Source organism: Methyloversatilis sp. XJ19-49 (genome assembly GCF_024580145.1).
In the GTDB taxonomy this organism is placed as follows: Bacteria; Pseudomonadota; Gammaproteobacteria; order Burkholderiales; family Rhodocyclaceae; genus Methyloversatilis.
Map to the genome: position 1 here is coordinate 146,181 of NZ_JANINI010000011.1, position 17,296 is coordinate 163,476.

20 protein-coding genes are annotated in these 17,296 nt (G+C 64.5%); 5 read left to right on the plus strand and 15 right to left on the minus strand.

Going from position 1 to position 17,296, the window contains the following annotated elements; translation table 11 throughout:
* The 9 genes from flgJ to flgB form a co-directional block, all read right to left on the minus strand.
* Positions 1-984 carry a flagellar assembly peptidoglycan hydrolase FlgJ gene (gene flgJ / locus NMQ16_RS14190; RefSeq protein WP_257081471.1) on the minus strand — a complete coding sequence of 328 codons (984 nt, stop codon included), beginning with the start codon at positions 982-984 and terminating at the stop codon, positions 1-3.
* Positions 984-2,081 carry a flagellar basal body P-ring protein FlgI gene (locus NMQ16_RS14195; RefSeq protein ID WP_257081472.1) on the minus strand — a complete coding sequence of 366 codons (1,098 nt, stop codon included), beginning with the start codon at positions 2,079-2,081 and terminating at the stop codon, positions 984-986. The genes flgJ and NMQ16_RS14195 overlap by 1 nt, the downstream gene beginning before the upstream one ends.
* A gap of 114 nt (positions 2,082-2,195) precedes the next feature.
* Entirely contained in the window at positions 2,196-2,894 is a 699-nt protein-coding gene (locus NMQ16_RS14200) for a flagellar basal body L-ring protein FlgH (RefSeq protein WP_257081473.1), read from the minus strand.
* A gap of 33 nt (positions 2,895-2,927) precedes the next feature.
* Positions 2,928-3,710, minus strand: coding sequence for a flagellar basal-body rod protein FlgG (gene flgG, locus NMQ16_RS14205; protein WP_069037955.1), 783 nt, complete (start codon positions 3,708-3,710; stop codon positions 2,928-2,930).
* Between the two features lie 15 nt (positions 3,711-3,725).
* Entirely contained in the window at positions 3,726-4,466 is a 741-nt protein-coding gene (gene flgF / locus NMQ16_RS14210) for a flagellar basal-body rod protein FlgF (protein ID WP_257081478.1), read from the minus strand.
* 19 nt (positions 4,467-4,485) lie between these two features.
* Positions 4,486-5,700, minus strand: a complete 1,215-nt coding sequence (flgE, locus tag NMQ16_RS14215) for a flagellar hook protein FlgE (protein ID WP_257081480.1) — start codon at positions 5,698-5,700, stop codon at positions 4,486-4,488.
* A gap of 14 nt (positions 5,701-5,714) precedes the next feature.
* Positions 5,715-6,392, minus strand: a complete 678-nt coding sequence (locus NMQ16_RS14220; RefSeq protein WP_257081481.1) for a flagellar hook assembly protein FlgD — start codon at positions 6,390-6,392, stop codon at positions 5,715-5,717.
* A gap of 10 nt (positions 6,393-6,402) precedes the next feature.
* Positions 6,403-6,804: a flagellar basal body rod protein FlgC gene (gene flgC, locus NMQ16_RS14225; protein WP_257081517.1), complete on the minus strand. Its 402-nt coding sequence runs from the start codon at positions 6,802-6,804 to the stop codon at positions 6,403-6,405.
* Between the two features lie 20 nt (positions 6,805-6,824).
* Entirely contained in the window at positions 6,825-7,232 is a 408-nt protein-coding gene (flgB, locus tag NMQ16_RS14230) for a flagellar basal body rod protein FlgB (protein ID WP_257081483.1), read from the minus strand.
* A 309-nt stretch (positions 7,233-7,541) separates the two neighbouring features.
* On the opposite strand from flgB, the gene NMQ16_RS14235 reads away from it, so the two are divergent.
* From NMQ16_RS14235 to NMQ16_RS14250, 4 genes are all read left to right on the plus strand, one after another.
* A complete protein-coding gene (locus NMQ16_RS14235) occupies positions 7,542-8,063 on the plus strand; it encodes a hypothetical protein (RefSeq protein WP_257081489.1) in 522 nt (173 codons plus the stop codon).
* Positions 8,020-8,328, plus strand: a complete 309-nt coding sequence (gene flgA / locus NMQ16_RS14240; RefSeq protein WP_257081491.1) for a flagellar basal body P-ring formation chaperone FlgA — start codon at positions 8,020-8,022, stop codon at positions 8,326-8,328. Before NMQ16_RS14235 ends, flgA begins: the two co-directional genes overlap by 44 nt.
* Before the next feature lie 144 nt (positions 8,329-8,472).
* Entirely contained in the window at positions 8,473-8,802 is a 330-nt protein-coding gene (flgM, locus tag NMQ16_RS14245) for a flagellar biosynthesis anti-sigma factor FlgM (RefSeq protein WP_257081492.1), read from the plus strand.
* On the plus strand, positions 8,802-9,296 hold the full coding sequence (locus tag NMQ16_RS14250) for a flagella synthesis protein FlgN (RefSeq protein ID WP_257081493.1): 495 nt from the start codon (positions 8,802-8,804) through the stop codon (positions 9,294-9,296). Before flgM ends, NMQ16_RS14250 begins: the two co-directional genes overlap by 1 nt.
* Before the next feature lie 63 nt (positions 9,297-9,359).
* Here the strand turns inward: NMQ16_RS14250 and NMQ16_RS14255 are convergent, their stop codons facing one another.
* Genes NMQ16_RS14255 through flhA form a run of 6 tightly spaced genes read right to left on the minus strand, consistent with a single transcriptional unit; the run spans position 9,360 to position 16,226 of the window.
* Entirely contained in the window at positions 9,360-10,184 is an 825-nt protein-coding gene (locus tag NMQ16_RS14255) for a flagellar motor protein MotB (protein ID WP_257081494.1), read from the minus strand.
* 15 nt (positions 10,185-10,199) lie between these two features.
* Entirely contained in the window at positions 10,200-10,958 is a 759-nt protein-coding gene (locus NMQ16_RS14260; RefSeq protein ID WP_257081495.1) for a flagellar motor protein, read from the minus strand.
* A 20-nt stretch (positions 10,959-10,978) separates the two neighbouring features.
* Entirely contained in the window at positions 10,979-11,695 is a 717-nt protein-coding gene (locus NMQ16_RS14265; RefSeq protein ID WP_069037965.1) for an RNA polymerase sigma factor FliA, read from the minus strand.
* Positions 11,696-11,726: 31 nt separating this feature from the next.
* Positions 11,727-12,605, minus strand: a complete 879-nt coding sequence (locus tag NMQ16_RS14270; RefSeq protein WP_257081500.1) for a hypothetical protein — start codon at positions 12,603-12,605, stop codon at positions 11,727-11,729.
* A complete protein-coding gene (gene flhF, locus NMQ16_RS14275; RefSeq protein WP_257081501.1) occupies positions 12,598-14,118 on the minus strand; it encodes a flagellar biosynthesis protein FlhF in 1,521 nt (506 codons plus the stop codon). The genes NMQ16_RS14270 and flhF overlap by 8 nt, the downstream gene beginning before the upstream one ends.
* A complete protein-coding gene (flhA, locus tag NMQ16_RS14280; RefSeq protein WP_257081502.1) occupies positions 14,115-16,226 on the minus strand; it encodes a flagellar biosynthesis protein FlhA in 2,112 nt (703 codons plus the stop codon). The genes flhF and flhA overlap by 4 nt, the downstream gene beginning before the upstream one ends.
* A 114-nt stretch (positions 16,227-16,340) precedes the next feature.
* On the opposite strand from flhA, the gene NMQ16_RS14285 reads away from it, so the two are divergent.
* A complete protein-coding gene (locus tag NMQ16_RS14285) occupies positions 16,341-17,252 on the plus strand; it encodes a glycine zipper 2TM domain-containing protein (RefSeq protein WP_257081503.1) in 912 nt (303 codons plus the stop codon).
* Positions 17,253-17,296 lie beyond the last annotated feature (44 nt).

Genomic DNA, 17,296 nt, shown 5'->3' on the forward strand with positions numbered 1-17,296 from the left:
TCATTCGGCCAGCGCCGACCGCAGCAGCGGGCCGTTGATGATGCGTTCCAGCTTGGCGCCGTACATCGGGTCGGTCGCGTAGCCCGACTGCTGCAGGCCGCGCGCGAAGCTGCCGGCGTCCTGCGCGCCGACCACGCGCGCATAGCGCGGCTGGTCAAGGAGCAGCTTCGCGTAGTCGGCAAAGCTTTCCTCGTAGGAGCCGTAGCGGCGGAAGGCGCTGTCCTCACGGGTCCAGCGGCCATCCACGAATTCACTCGCCGAAACCTTCACGGTCGGGCCCTGCCAGCTGCTGCCTGCCTTGATGTTGAAGAGGTTGTGGCTGGCCGAACCATCGGCCGCCGACAGCTCGGCGCGTCCCCAGCCGGTTTCCAGCGCAGCCTGGGCAACCAGGAACTGGGCCGGAATGCCGGTCGCGCGACTGGCCGACAGCGCCGCCGGCCACACGCGCTCGACAAAGCTCCGAGCATGCGCCGGCACATTCGGACTGCTGACTGGCGGCTGTTCCGCGGCAAGACCGGCCAGCACCGACTGCGATGACGAATCGACGGGTGTTGCCGCACCGCCCTGCAATGTCTGCCTGCGCACGGCAGAGATTGCCGCCGGCGGCATCATCGCAATGCCGGAAAACTGCGCCGCGTCGGACAGCGGCTTGAGATCGATCGGCAGCGACGTGTCTGCGCTGCGGGCATTTGCGGACAGCTGCCGCTCAAGAACCTTCGCCAGCCCGGTACCTCCGCCTTCGCTCATGACCTGGGCCCACTGCTGGTCGAGCATGTCCTGGTACATCTTGCTTTCCTGCCCGCCGAACAGTTCGTCGCCGGGAGACGCCTCGCGCATCGACTTGATCACCACCTGCAGGAACATGGCTTCGAACTGCTTGGCCGCCGCCTTCAAAGCCTCCGGCGAGTTGTCGCGCGAGGCGCGGCGCAGCACGTCCAGCCCGCGTACATCGGCCGCCAGCGAGGTGAGGCCGCTGTTTTCCATCAGATCACTTCCAGTTCGGCGCGCAACGCACCGGCCGCCTTCATCGCCTGCAGGATGATGATCAGGTCCTGCGGATTGGCACCCAGCGCATTGAGTGCACGGACAACCTCGGACAGATTGGCCCCCTTCTTCACGTTGATCAGCGCGCTGCCTTCCTGCTGGATGTCGATCTGGTTGCGTTCCGTCACCACGGTCTGCCCACCCGATAGCGGACCGGGCTGGCTGATCACCGGCTCGGCAGTGACCGTGACTGTGAGGTTGCCGTGCGCGACTGCACAGGTATCTAGCGTCACGGCCTGATTCATCACCACCGAACCCGTGCGCGAGTTGACGACCACCTTGGCCGCCTGCTGCGCGGGCGTCACATCTATGTTTTCCAGCTGGCTCATGAATGCCACGCGTTCGCCCGGATCAAGTGGTGCGCGCACCCGGATGCGCCGGGCATCGGCGGCCACCGCGGTTCCCGGCAGCATGGCCTTGTTGATGGCTTCAACCATGCGCTGGGCCGTACCGAAATCGGTTGTATTGGTCTCAAGCTCGACAAACCCGCCCTCGCCGACGCTGGTCGGCACCGCGCGTTCGACCGTCGCCCCGCCGGCGATGCGGCCAACCGACAGATGATTGACGGTGACCGAAGCGCCGCCCGCTGCGGCACCGACGCCGCCGACCACCACATTGCCTTGGGCCATGCCGTAAACCTGACCGTCGGCACCCTTCAGCGGTGTCATCACCAGTGTGCCGCCGCGCAGACTCTTTGCGTTGCCCATCGACGACACGGTGATATCCAGCGCCTGTCCCTGCCGCGCAAAGGGCGGCAGGTTGGCGGTGACCATCACGGCCGCCACGTTCTTGAGCTGCAGGTTCTGTCCGGGCGGCAGCGTCACGCCCAGATTGCCCAGCATGTTGATCACACTCTGCACGGTGAAGGGCGTTTGCGTGGTCTGGTCGCCCGAGCCGTCCAGGCCGACCACCAGACCGTAGCCAATCAGTTGATTGTTGCGTACGCCGGCCAGCGTCGCGAGATCCTTGATCCGCTCGGCGTGCACCGGCGCAACCGAAAGCAGTGCAAGCAGCAGAAAAATCGTTATCCGTTTCATGACAGTTCGCCCTCCGGGCGTTGCTTCCTGATCAGCGTGAAAGGTCTTTATACGGCGCACAGGGCGCTTTCAATCAACGGAAAAGACGACGAATCCCGCATCACGCAGATCGCTTTACAGTGGCATGAAGGTCAGGAAGAAGCGCGCCAGCCAGCCCATGACCTGCGCTTCGTCGATGTAGCCATTAGCCCGGTACTCGATGCGCGCATCGGCCACCTGGGTCGACTGAACGGTATTCGCACCGGAAATCTGGGTCGCATTGACGACGCCCGAGAAGCGAATGAATTCGTTGCCCTGATTGATCGCAACCTGCTTTTCGCCGGATACCACCAGGTTGCCGTTCGGCAGCACTTCGATCACCGTGACCGTGATGGTGCCGGTGAAATTGTTGTCGGCTGACGACGCACCCTTGCCGGAGAACGCGTTTGCGCTGTTGGCGGCCACCGTTGCGCCCTGCAGGCTCTTGCCCGGCAGTCCTGCGATGGTCGGCACGCCCATTTCGATATCCTGCGTGCGGTCTGCCGTACTGGCCGACTTCTTCGCCGCCTGGGTACGTTCGCTGATGTTGATGACCAGCGTATCGCCGACGTAGCGCGCGCGGCGATCCTCGAACAGCGGACGGGCACCGCCGGTCGGCTGGAAAATGGCACCGGCGTTCTGCACGAAGTCCGGTTTGGGCGCCGGCCGCGCGGTCATCGGCTGAAGCACTGCGGTGGGCGGCGTGTTGACGCAGCCGGCCAGCATGATCGCAACCAGCAGCACGGTGACGAAACCGGCGGCGCGGGCAATCTGCTGGATGCGTTCGTTGTTCATGAAAGATTCTCCACGGGTCATTTGCGCGACCGATCAGAGCTGGGTCAGCCGGGCCAGCATTTCGTCCGAGGTCTGGATCGCGCGCGAATTGATTTCGTATGCCCGCTGGGTCTGGATCATCTGCACCAGTTCCTCGACCACATTCACGTTCGATGTCTCGACGAAGCCCTGATTCAGCAGGCCCGCGCCGTTGGTGCCCGGGGTATTGGGTGTCGGCGTGCCGCTTGATGCGGTTTCGACATAGAGGTTTTCCCCGACGCTCTGCAGACCGCCGGTATTGACGAAGGTAGCCAGTTGCAGCTGACCGATCTGGGTCGGCGCAGCCTGGCCGGCCTGCAAGGCGCTGACCACGCCGTCACGACCGATGGTCAGCGACACCGTATCCGGCGGAATCGTGACCTGCGGCTGCACCGGAAATCCGCTCGACGTGACCATCACGCCCTGCGCATCCTTCTGGAAGGAGCCGTCACGGGTGTAAGCCAGCGTGCCGTCCGGCATCTGGATCTGGAAGAAGCCCTCGCCCTGCACGGCGACATCGAGCGAATTGCTGGTCTGCTGCAGATTGCCCTGTGTCTGGATGCGCTGGGTGGCCACCGGGCGTACGCCGGTGCCGATCTGCAGGCCGGAAGGAATGGTGTTCTGCTGCGTGTTCAGCGCGCCGGGCTGGCGCATCGTCTGGTACAGCAGGTCCTCGAACACGGCGCGCGCGCGCTTGAAACCGTTGGTGCTGACGTTGGCAAGGTTGTTGGTGATGACATCGAGCTGGGTCTGATGTGCATCCATGCCGGTGCGGGCTATCCACAGCGAGCGGATCATGGTCGGATTCTCCGGTTATCGGTTGGACAGCAGCTGGGTGGCCGCCTGGTCATCGCGCTCTGCCGTGGTGAGCATGCGCGTCTGCATTTCGAACTGGCGCGACAGCGAAATCATCGCCACGACCTGATCCACCACATTCACATTGCTGCCTTCGAGAAAGCCACTGGCGACACGCACGTTCTGTGCCTGCGGCAGCGGGCCCGGCGTGGTGACGCGGAACAGGCCGTCATCGCCGCGCTTGATCGTGTTCTCGGGCGGATCGACCAGCTTGAGCCGGCCGATCTGATTGACCTGATTGACGCCGCCGGTGCGCTGCACGGCAGACAGGGTGCCGTCCGCGCCGATGGTGACCTCGGTGTCCGGCGGCACGGTGATCGGGCCGGTTTCGCCCTGCACCGGAATCCCGTTGTGGTTCTGCAGCACGCCGGTCGGGCTGATCTGGAGATGGCCATTGCGTGTATAGGCCTCGGTGCCATCAGGCATGGCCAAGGCGAACCAGCCACTGCCCTTGATGGCGACGTCGTAGGCGCCGCCGGTCTGCTGCAGCGGGCCGGGCGTGAAATCGTTCTTGACGCTGGCATCCACCACGAAGACGCGCGACGCGAACGCTTCGGTCTGCACCGGCACGGCACGCAGCCGGTGCTCTTCGGCGCGATAGCCGGTACTCGACGCGTTCGCGAGATTCTGCGCGACCGACGCCTGACGCTCCAGCGTCCATTTGGCGCCGCTCATCGCGGTATAGATCATGCGGTCCATGGTGTGTCCTCAGCGGCGGTCAGCGCAGGTTGACCAGGGTCTGCATGATCTGGTCCTGCGTCTTGATCGACTGCGCATTGGCCTGGTAGGCGCGCTGCTGCGTGATCATGTTCACCAGTTCGGCGGTGAGGTCCACATTCGAGTCTTCCACCGCCGCCGGCTGCAGGCCACCGCGGTTGCCGGTCCCCGGCGTACCGACTGCCGGCGGGCCGGAGAACGAGGTTTCGCCCCAGGCATTGCTGCCCAGCTGCGTCATGCCGTCCGGATTCTGGAAGGTCGCCATGACGACCTGGCCAAGGTTGCGCGACTGGCCGTTTGTGTAGCGGCCTTGCAGCACGCCTTCCGGCGACACGCTGATGCCGGACAGTCGGCCGGAAGCGAAACCGTCCTGCGCCACTGCGTTGACGCTGAAGGCGGAGCCGAACTGGGTCGAACCGGTCAAGTCTAGGTCGAAGGCCAGGGGGCTGGCTGCACCGGTGGTGACAGGAAACGACAGTGCTATCGTCGCCGGGGCTGTCAGACCACCGTTGGAGTTGAACGCCAAGGCGGTTGGTCCGGTGGTCGGGCCGCCGTCAAGCGCGGTGTGCAAATCCCACGCATTCGCCGCTGTCTTGACGAAGTAGAGCGACATGATGTGGGAATTCCCGAGTGAATCGTAGGCGGTCAGCGAGGTCGAGTAGGAAAAGCTGTCTGTCGCGAGCGGCGAAAACGTCGTATTGACCGGCGTGGCCAGACGCGAGTCAAGGTTGACCGCCAGATCGGCTTCTTCCGTGGAGCGCGGCTCGCCGCCACTCAATGCGGTGTCGATGCGCAGATCGATCGGCGCCGTCACGACAATGTTGTCGTCGGCATCCGTGCCGTAACCGGTCAGCCGGTAGCCCGAGGCATTTACGATGTAGCCGTTCTTGTCCACCGAGAACTGACCGTTGCGTGTGTACAGCACGGAACCGTTGTCGCTCATGCGGAAGAATCCGTCGCCGTTGATCGCAAGATCGAGCGGATTGCTCGTCACGGTGATGTTGCCCTGGCTGAACTGCTGGGCAACGCCATTCACCGTGGCGCCGATACCGATCTGCGACTGGCCGCCACCACCGAGCGTGGAGGCATATAGATCAGAAAACTGGGCGGTGGATTGCTTGAAGCCCACGGTGGTCGAGTTCGCCACGTTGTTGCTGATGGCATCGAGTGCCTTGGACGCAATGTTCAGTCCGGAAAGTCCTTGCTGGAAGGCCATGATTCAACTCCCGATCAGTAGATCTGCTTGATATCGTTCATCGAGACCAGCGACTGCTGGCCCACATTCAGGCGGGTCTGGCCGCCGCTACGCTCCACGCTCTGCACCACCGCAAGTTCGAGCGGCGTGGTGACCAGCTTCTGGGTGCCCTGGATGGCAGTCACCGTGAAGGAATACTTGCCGTTCTTATCAACGGCCGTCTTGGCATCGTCGGTACCGTCCCAAGCGAACTGCGTGATGCCCGCTTCCGCGGCACCCAGATTGATTTCCTTCACCAGCACACCATTGGCACCCTTGATTGATACCGTGACGCGGTCGGCCGGCGAGGTCAGCTCTATGCCACCCATCGACTTGCCATTCACGAGTTCCAGCGCCGACCCTTCGACCAGCACCGCGTGACCGACCAGTGCAGCGGCCTGAAGGTGCTGCGAGTCGGCGGAACTGCTGGTGAGCTTTTCCAACGTGCTGTTCAGTTTGCTGATGCCATCCACCGTACTGATCTGGGCCAGTTGCGAGGTGACCTGTGCGTTGTCCATCGGATTGAGCGGGTCCTGCATCTTGAGTTGCGTCGTCAGCAGCATCAGGAAACGGTTTTGCGCCGCGTCGATTTCCGAAGTCGCCTTGGTCTGCGTCGTGTTCAGCGAGCTGTAGATGTCTGCCGCCGAGGTATTGCCGGTCGAATTGACTGCCATGACGATTCCCTTACTGTCCGATGGAGAGGGTCTTGAGCATCAGCTGCTTCGCGGTATTCATCATTTCCGCGTTGGTCTGATACGAGCGGGAGGCGGAAATCATGTTCACCATCTCTTCCACCACATTGACGTTGGGCATCTGTACGTAGCCCTCCTTGTTCGCCGCCGGATTGGTCGGGTCGTAGGTGGTGCGCAACGGTGCTGCGCTTTCGACGATCTGCGTCACGCGCACGCCGTTGGCCTCGCCGCCTTCGCTGATCGGACGCACTTCGAACACCACCTGCTTGGCGCGATAGGGCTGGCCATTGGACGAGGTCACCGAATCCGCGTTGGCCAGATTGCTGGACACCGTGTTCAGGCGCACCGACTGGGCGGTGAGCGCGGAACCAGCGATGCCGAATACGTTGAACATGTTTCCCATGATCCGTCTCCTTACTGGCCCTGGATGGCGTTCTGCATGGTGCGCAGACGGCCGTTGATGAAGGTGAGCAACGCCTCGTACTGCACGGTGTTTTCGGCGAAGGCGGCACGCTCGACATCCATATCCACCGTATTGCCGTCGAGGCTGGACTGTGTTTCGGTGCGGTACTTCAGCGAAGCGTCCATCGACGCGTCGCCCTTGGCTTCGATATGCCGCGCCGACGTGCGTGCAAGCTCGACCGGGCCACCCAGACGTCCGCCCATCGCGGCCTCCAGCGCGCCGCGAAAATCGACGTCGCGCGCCTTGAAGTGCGGTGTATCGGCGTTGGCGATGTTGGCGGCCAGTGTTTGCTGGCGAGTCGCCCGCACGCCGAGGGCGGCTTGCGGAAGGTCGAGCAGTTTGTCGAGAGGGTTCGGCATGATGGGTATCCCATTGCAGCTATCGTGCCAGCCACTCTATGACCCGATTGCCGGTCTGGATCGGCAAAAAAGGACGGTTGCTGCCCCGCCTTTCAAGGCTATCTGCCGCCCGGAAGCGGCAAACCTTGCCGCTTCCGGGCTCCGTAAATCACCGCAAACCCAATACCGTAAAGGGTTTGCGGGCCGGCAAGCCCGGATTGCGGCAACTTTCGGTCGACAAACCGGAACAAGGAGGTGCTTTCCGCCCTATTTGCGTCATCGCGATGCAGGCTCGGGTGGTGCAATGGAAGCCTTGCCAAGGAGCCCGCCATGATCCGTCGTCTGCTGATCCCCTCATGTATTGCCCTGTGCAGCGCCGCACTGGCCGCGCCGCCGGTGGCGCCGGCCAGCGACCAGCTGCGGCGTGCGGTGGGCGACTTCCTGCAGCAGCAGACGGCCGGGTTGCCGGGCCAGGCCAGTTTCGAGGTGGGGCAGATAGACGCACGGCTGGCGCTGGAAAGCTGCGCCGCTCACGAGGTATTCCTGCCCACCGGCAGCCGCGCCTGGGGTCGCGTGCAGGTCGGTGTGCGCTGCATTGCCGGCGCCGGCTGGACGATCTACGTGCCGGCACGGGTCAAGGTCAGCGGCGACTATCTGGTCGCTGCGCGCGCGCTCGGTCGCGGCCAGATCATTGCCGACGGAGATTTCGGCTTCATGCGCGGCGAGCTGACCGAACTGCCACCCAATATGGTCAGTGATCCNCGCGCTCGGTCGCGGCCAGATCATTGCCGACGGAGATTTCGGCTTCATGCGCGGCGAGCTGACCGAACTGCCACCCAATATGGTCAGTGATCCGCAGCAGGTGATAGGCCAGACGGTCAATGCCGCCATTGGCGCAGGCCAGCCGCTGCGCGCAGACTGGCTGCGCGCTCCGGTCGCGGTGCAGCAGGGCCAGCAGGTGAAACTGTTCGCGCGCGGCAACGGATTTGCGATCAGTCACGACGGCCGCGCGCTGGCCAGCGCACAGCAGGGCCAGATGGTGCAGGTGCGCACCGGGCGCGGCCAGGTCGTCAGCGGCGTCGCCCGCCCGGGCGGTCAGGTGGAGGTTGTCTATTGAGTCAATCCGCCCGACACCAACAGGTTGGTCGCCACCAGCCCCGCCGCTTGGTATATTCATGAGCCTGCCGCCGTGTAGGACGGCTCCCTACAAAAAGTCCTAAAGTTTTGTAGCGGTGCCGTCGTAATACGAGTCGAACGTCTTATGAAAGGGTTCATCGTGAAAATCGACGGAACTGGAAAACCGCTAGCACCGACGGCAACTTCGGCTACCAAGAGCAGTTCGGCGAACAGTTCGACGACTGCAACTTCATCTGCCGCCGCACCCGGCGCGCAGGTCGACATTTCGGGCACGTCCTCGCGACTGCGAGAGCTTGAAGCGTCTGTCGCCAATGTGCCGGTGGTCGACAGCGCACGCGTCGACGAGATCAAGCAGGCCATCGCCGACGGCCGATTCAAGGTCAATGCCGACCGCGTGGCTGACAGCTTGATCGAGAGCGTGCGTCAGATGCTGAACACGCGCCCGGCAGCCTGATGGCCGCAACCGAGCCGGCTGCGCAGACGGCTGCGAGGTTGGCCGCACTGATGACCGAGGAAGCGGTGACCTTGCGCACCGCCCTCGGCCATTTGCATGCCGAGCGCCGTGCACTCGAAGCGGGCGAAGTCGATACGCTCGCCGTGCTCGCGGCGCGCAAATCCGAAGCGTACGGACGTCTCGCGCAACTGGGCGATGCACGCACGGCGTTGCTCGCCCGCGCCGGCAGCAAACCGGGGCGTGACGACATCGAAGCGCTGTTCCAGAGCGCTCCCGACTGGGCTGCGTGCAGGCAGCCCTTCAAGGAACTTGTTGCGCTCGCCCGGGAAGCCCACGACCTGAATCAGGCCAACGGCGTGCTCATCCGCGCGCAGATGAAGTCGAGCCAGCAGGCGCTTGCGGTGCTGATGTCGGCATCGGAACAGGCATCGACCTATGGGCCGGACGGCCAGTCGATGGCGCGCAGCACCAGCCGTTCGCTCGGTAGCGCCTGATTTTCTCGCGTAACAGATTGCACCCGCGGCGATTGTCCGCGGGTTTTGGCGTTCCGGTACCGGCTACAGCTTCGGGAAACTCGATCCCAGGCTGCCTTCCGGTACATCGGCCGGCCCCGAAGGCGTCTGAGCCGGCGCGGTGACGCGATCAGTCGAGTACGTTTCGATGCGGATCGACACCCGGCGGTTCTTCGCCCGCCCTTCTTCGGTCGCGTTGTCGGCCAATGGCCGCTGGTCGGCCAGACCGGCGGCCGTCAGCCGGGTCGACAGGATGCCCTCGTCGGCGAATACCCGCGTCACGGCGCCCGCACGAACCGCCGACAGTTCCCAGTTGGAACCCAACCTGCCGCCGGCCGGGACATTGTCGGTGTGCCCTTCGATCACGAGCGGGAAATCGGTGTAGAGCAGAACGCGCGCGATCGCGCCGATGATGTCCTGCGCAGCCGGCTCGAGCACGCTTTCACCCGGGCCGAAGAGGAATTTCGAGTCGAGATCCACCGTGATGCCCAGTGCGCCCTGGGTGACACTGGCCTGCCCTTCACGGGTCAGTGCAGACAACGCCTGCTGGATGTCCTTCGCCGCCTTGTCCGCCCGCTCGCGCCGCTCCTGCGCTTTCTGCGCCGCGCGATGGGCACGCAGTTCATCGATCTCGACCTGCATGCGGGCGCTCTGGTCGGTGGCCGGCAGTTCGATCAGCCGCACGCCCTCGCGTGCCGCAAAGGCGCTGTTCAGAGATTGGCTCAGCGTACGGTACTTGCCGTCATTGACCTGCGAAATCGCGTACATCACGACGAAGAACGCAAACAGCAGGGTCACCAGATCCGCGTACGAAATGAGCCACCGATCATGGTTCTCGTCCGAATCCGGCACATAGCGACGCTTCCTCACGGTCCGCCTGCGCACTCAACCGGGCACCGGCGCGACATAGCCGAGCAATCGGCTTTCGATGATGCGCGGGTTGTCGCCGTTGGCGATGCCGGCCAGACCGTCGACGAACATTTCGCGCAGGCTGATCAGCTGGGTGACATGCATCTGCAGCTTGCGCCCGATCGGCAGGAAAATCAGGTTGGCGCTACCCACACCGTAGATCGTCGCCACGAAGGCAGTGGCGATACCGGCGCCGAGCCGCGCCGGATCGCCCAGGTTCTCCATCACGTGAATCAGACCCAGCACCGCGCCGAGGATGCCTATCGTCGGTGCGTAGCCAGCGGCGGCGTCCCATACGCGAGCAGCCTGGCGCAGCGTGGTTTCGTAAGTGGTGATCTCGACCTCCATGACCTCGCGCAGGCGTTCCGAATCGGCGCCATCGACCAGCAACTGCACGCCCTTGCGGAAAAACGGGTCAGGTTCGCTGCCGATGTGCTTTTCCAGCACCAGAATGCCTTCGCGTCGCGAAAGCGTGGCCCAGCCGACCAGTTTGCGGATCATGTCGTCGGGTACCGCTGCCGGTGCAGAAAACGCCCAGCCGCCCATGCGCATGCCACGCATGAAAATGGGAAAGCGGGTCTGCAGCATGGTCGCGCCCAGCGTTCCCCCGAGAACGATGACCAGCGCGGCCGGCTGGAACAGCGATGACAGGCTGCCCCCTTCGAGCACCTGGCCCGCCATGATGGCGGCGATGCCCAGAGCAAGACCGACGATGCTGAGACGATCGACACGCATGGGATATCGGGCCGGCGCGCTCAGGTACGCGCCGAGATGCGGCTGCGCAGGCGCGCGATCGCCTGACTGTGCAACTGGCAAACTCGCGATTCGGACACACCGAGGATTTCGCCGATCTCGCGCAGGTTCAGGTCTTCTTCGTAGTACAGCCCCATGACGGTCTTTTCGCGATCCGGCAGGTCGCCGATGGCGCGCACCAGTACGTCGCGCATGTTCTTGTCGAGCAGCCGGGCGAGAGGATCGAGATCTTCGGTGCCGACGCTGTGACGATCCAGATAGTCGTCGTCGTCACCGTTGGTGAAATCTTCGAAGTAGACAAGCTGGTAGCCACGCGCCTCCTGCAGCATCTTCTGGTACTCGCCCAGCGGCATGCCGAGCGATTCGGCCAGTTCGCCTTCGGTCGGCTGACGGCCCTTGGCCTGCTCCAGCGTGGTGATGGCGGTTTCGATGCGGCGCATGTCGCGCCGCAGACTGCGCGGCAGCCAGTCGTTTTCGCGCAGGCCGTCGAGCATGGCACCGCGGATGCGCTGCACGGCATACGTTTCGAACTGCGCGCCGAGGCCTTCTTCATAGCGGTTCATCGCATCAAGCAGCCCGAGCATGCCGTTCTGGATGATGTCTTCGACCTGCACACTGGCCGGCAACTTGGCCATAAGGTGGTAAGCGATGCGCTTGACCAGCGGCGCATAGTGCTTGGCGAGCTGGTCGCGGTCCAGTGTTCCGGATGCGGTATACATAGGTTGTCCTCTGCTTCGGCCGGCTGCGCGATCAGGCTACGCGTGCCGAAAGCCCATCTGGCAGTCCGGCCGGATCGCCTGACTGGGTGTCGTTGTGCGGCATCAACATACCGGGTTTTTCCGTCTCGCGGGTCACGAAGAGCTTTTCGGCAAGATCGCGTCCGATCTTGAGGGCATCGTCACCCGCCACCACAAAATTCGGCCGCTGATAGCCGGCGGGCAGGCAACCCAGCCAATGCAGCGCGCTGCCCAGATGTTCGCTCACCACGCCATTCAGGCTGGCGAAGGCCTGGCGGGCGTCCGACACCGAGCGCGCGCGGCTGACGCCGACATGAACCGGGCGCACTGCACCGGCCGACAGCGGCGCATTGCCGGTCAGGTGGCGCTTGATCAGTGCGTATGCAGCGGTGATGCTGACGCCGGAGGCTGCAGTCACCACGGCCAGACGGTCTGCGCGACGGGCCAGCGCCGACAGTTGTGATTCTTCGAGCGCGCAATCGACGATCAGCAACTCGGTTTCGCGAGTGAGTTCGATCAGTGCCTCATCCAGCGCCTCGAGTTGCAGGCGGTTCAGCTGCCTCGAGTTCTGCGCAAGACGCGCCGCCGGCACCACCGACACGCCGTGCTGCGACAGCAGCGGTACCGATGCCAGCGGCGCATCGCGGTTGATTGCCTGCAACAGGTCGAGCCGTGAAGTCAGTCCCAGTCGGGCGGTCGCCGAACCCAGCCCCTGATGTTCGTCGATGACGGTTACGCGCAGGCCGCTGCGTGCGGCTTCGATGGCGGCGCCGAGCGCCACCGAAGTTGCGCCGACCCCCGCCATGGCGCCCGCCACGCTGATGCGCTGGGTCGGGTAGCGGCGGAACATGGCGCGCAGACCGGCGGCCTGGTCCTTCATAGGATCAGCCACGGCTCACCTCGCTGCGTGCGGCGCGACGCGACGATGCCATGACCAGTCCGGCGTCCTGAGCCGAAAGGTGCTGCGGCGAATCCTCGCCGGCCGCGCGCAGTGCGCGATGCAGCAGATAGGCGCGATTCGGCAGGTGCAGGTCTTCCGGCACGCGCTGGCCGTTGGCGACATAGAAGAGGGGCAGCTGGTGGCGCATCAGCACGTCGAGCACCGGCCCGAGCGTCACCGACTCATCGACCTTGCTGATGATGGCACCCGCCAGATCGGCCCCGCCATTCGGCGCCGAATAGGCGCGCACCACGTCGTCGAGCGCATCCGCGCGGGCCACCGCATTGAGCAACAGCAGGCGGCGCACATCACCACTGGATGACAGCATGGCGATCTGTTCGGTGACCGCCTGATCGCGCTGGCTCATGCCGACGGTGTCGATCAGCACCATGTGCTTGTCGCGCAGTTCGACCAGCATGCGGCGCAGGTCCGAGGCATCGCGTACCGCATGCACCGGCACGCCGAGAATGCGGCCATAGATGCGCAACTGCTCGTGGGCGCCGATCCGGTAGCCGTCGGTGGTCAGCAGCGCCACCTTGTCGGCACCGTGCCGCACCACGCAGCGCGCGGCCAGCTTGGCGGTGGTCGTGGTCTTGCCGACACCGGTCGGGCCGACCAGCGCATACACGCCGCCGCGGTCGATGATGTCGGCGTCGGAATTGAGCGTGATCAGGTCACGACCGATCAGCGTGCGCAGCTCGTTGCGCGCAGCGGCCAGAGAATCGGAAGCGCCCAGCTGGTCGAGCAGGCGGTAGGTGGTGGTCGCACTGAAGCCGGACTCCAGCATTTCGCCGGCGAGCGTCGCGTTCAGCGGCGAGGTCCGCGACATTTCTCCCCAAGCGAAGCCGGCCAGCTGCTGTTCGAGCATGCGGCGGATGCTGCCCAGTTCGGCGCGCAAAGCGCCGTCTATTTCGGGCGCCCGGTCGGCCACAGGCACGGTGGCGCGTTGCGGCGCCGGAACGGCCTCGGGGGCCGGGCGACGCTGCGCGACTTCGGCGTGGGCACCAAGCTGGCCCGGATCTGACGCCAGAGCTTCGGGCCGCATCTGTTCCATGCGGGTGTTGGAGGCCGGAATGTCGCGGCCGTAAGCCATGTCGCGCAGCTCGCTCGGCGTGGCCGGACGGGGCTTGTAGGGCTGCCAGGGCTTCGGTGCGCGCACCTCGGTGCTCGCGGCAGCCACCCGGGCCGCGCTTGGCGCGGCGCTGCGTGCAGCGACGCTGCTCGACAGCGTGAGCTGGAAGTCCTCGTCATCGGCTTGCGGCGCCACGGCGACCGGTTCCGCCTTCTGCGCCGGCTTTCTGGCCGCCGCCGTCATCGCGTCGAGTGCGTTGGCCGGCAGCGCAAGGATTTCCACCCCGCCTTCGACCGGTCGGTTGGACAGCACGATGGCATCCGGGCCGAGCTCTTCCTTGATGCGACGAAGTGCGTCGCGCGCACTGGCTGCGAGATATTTGCGAGGCGTCATGATTTGACTCCGATGACAGAGGTCACTTTGATGGTGCGTGTTTCAGGAACTTCGGAATTGGCAACAACTTTCAGACTCGGTACGGCGCGGCGCAGGAAGCGCGACAGCAGCCAGCGCAGTGGCGCGGGTACCAGCAGCACGGCGGGCAGACCCATTTCTTCCTGCTGCTGCGCGCTGCGTGCGACTTCGTGCATCAGCGTGTCGGCCAGCCCCGGTTCGATCACAGAACCGTCACCACCTGCACCCAGCGCCTGACCGAGCAGGCGTTCGAGGCCCGGGTCGAGCACCATGACCTGCACGTCGGCATTGCCGGGGAACAGCTGCTGCACGATGGCGCGACCCAGCGCCACGCGGACGCGGGAGGTCAGTTCCAGCGTGTCCTGCGTGCGCGCCGCATAGTCGGCCAGCGTTTCGATGATGGAACGCATGTCGCGGATGGCCACGCCCTCTTCCAGCAGGCTCTGCAGCACACGCTGCACGGTGCCGAGCGGAAGCGCCTTGGGCACCAGGTCCTCGATCAGTCGCGGTTGATCCTTGCCGACGTGGTCGAGCAGGGCCTGCACTTCCTGCCGGCCAAGCAGCTCTGCGGCGTGGCTCAGGATGAGGTGATTCAGGTGTGTGGCCACCACGGTAGCGGCATCGACGACCGTGTAACCAAGCGCATGCGCCTGTTCACGCAAACCTTGTTCGATCCACACGGCTGGCAGGCCGAACGCCGGATCCTTCGCTTCGCGGCCAGGCAGCGCACCGGCCACCCGGCCTGGATTGATCGCCATCAGGCTGCCCGGATAGGCCTCGCCGCTGCCGACATCGACGCCCTTGAGCGTAATGCGATAGCCGTTAGGCTTGAGTTCGAGGTTGTCGCGGATATGCACCGGCGCGGTCAGGAAGCCGATTTCGGCTGCGAACTTCTTGCGCAGGCCCCGGATGCGCTTCAGCAGTTCGCCGTCCTGACCGCGATCGACCAGCGGGATCAGGCGGTAACCGACTTCGAGGCCTAGCGTATCGACCGGCACCACGTCGCTCCATGCCGCTTCCTGCGACTCGGGCATTACGACGTTTGCGCCTTCGGCCGCCTGTGCTGCGGCCGCCTTCTCGGCGACTTCCTTCGCCTTCGGCGCCGCCTGGGCATTCACTCCGCGCCATGCCAGATAGCCCAGCACCGACGCGAGCAGCAGGAACACGAAGTTCGGCATGCCGGGGATCATGCCCATCAGGCCGAGGATGCCGGCCGAAATGGCCAGAACGCGCGGGTCGCCGAACAGCTGGCCGATGACCTGGCCGCCCACGTCCTGGCCGCTGCCGACGCGCGACACCACCAGACCTGCGGCGATCGAAATGATCAGCGCCGGGATCTGCGCCACCAGACCGTCGCCGATGGTCAGCAGCACGTAAGCCTTGGCCGCTTCGCCGGCGCTCATGTCGTGGTCCATGACGCCGATCAGCAGGCCGCCGATCACATTGATCAGCAGGATCATGATGCCGGCGACCGCGTCGCCGCGGACGAACTTCGACGCGCCGTCCATCGAGCCGTAGAAATCGGCCTCGTCGGCAATTTCCTTACGCCGGCGACGCGCTTCGTCCTCGCCGATCAGGCCTGCGTTGAGATCGGCGTCGATCGCCATCTGCTTGCCGGGCATCGCGTCCAGCGTGAAACGCGCGCCGACTTCGGCGATGCGCCCGGCGCCCTTGGTCACGACCACGAAATTGATGACGGTCAGGATGATGAACACAACTATGCCGACCGCGTAATTTCCGCCGACCAGGAAGTGCCCGAACGCTTCGATCACCTTGCCTGCCGCATCCGGTCCGGTGTGACCTTCGAGCAGAACGACTCGGGTGGAGGCGACGTTCAGCGACAGCCGGAGCAGCGTGGTCACCAGCAGGACCGTCGGGAATACCGAAAAATCGAGTGCGCGCGTCGTGTAGAGCGCTACCAGCATCACCATCACGGACAGCGCGATGTTGAAGGTGAAGAACACGTCCAGCACGAACGTGGGCAGCGGCAGCACCATCATCGACAGGATGAGGATGATCAGTATCGGCGCAGCCAGTTGCTGGATGTTTGGTGTGCCGATTGCCTGCCGGAGCGAGAGAGAGGAAGCCATGGCAGTATTTCATCGCACCGGGGCCCTCCCGAACCCCGGAAAGAAGCGGGGTTTTCCCCGGCTATTGGCGCGACCGAAATGCCATGTCCTGACCGGAGCCCTGCGCTTGCGCGCATGGCCGGCGGATTCGCCCCGGAAATGGATCCTTACAAACAGGAGTCGCTTTCATTAACTTGGGCATGCGTTACTGGCACTCACGCGTTGCACCCACAGGAGAGCACGATGAACACCCAGGCCCGCACTGCTTCCACCCGCTCGCTGCACCCGGCGCTATGGGTGGCTGCGCTTTCGATCACCGCCTTCAGCGCGGTCGGCATCGCGTCGATGACCGGGATACTCGAACGCTCACCCGCGCCGGCACCGGCTCCGGTGGTCGCCGCAGCCAGCATCGATTCACTGGCTGCGACGGCGGTGACACCGGTTGCCCCGATCGCGGAAGCGCCTGTTGTTACGCAGGCACTGGCCAAGTCGGTGGCTGCGGACAGGGCGGTCGTGAAGGTTGCTCAGCCGAAAAAGGCCGAGCCGACGCAGTATGCCGACGCGCGTCCCGTGCGCGTGGCAGACCGGACCTACGATCCAGGCATCGATATCACGGCAGCGCCGCCGCATGACATCGAACAACCGATCGACGCGTCGCGCGCGGATTCATACCGTATTGAGAACGATTACCGGACAGCCCCCGCTTCGCTGTGTATAGACTGCGGTATCGTCGAGTCGATTCGGGAAGTGCAGGCAGCCGCCGATCCCAGCGGACTGGGTGCTGCGGCCGGTGGTGTGGTGGGCGGCTTGCTCGGCAACAATGTCGGCAAAGGCAGCGGACGCACCGTGGCGACGATCATCGGCATCGCGGGTGGCGCCTTTGCCGGCCATCAGATCGAAAAGACACAGCGCAAGACAACCCGGCACGAAGTCGGGGTGCGCATGAACAACGGCGACTATCGCACGGTCACGCTGGACACCGCACCGAGCTGGCATGTCGGCGACAAGGTGAAGCTGCAGAACGGCAACCTTGTCCAGGCCGACTAGTCGATCGTTTCAGAATTCCTCTTCCTCTCTCTCCGTGAGGATGT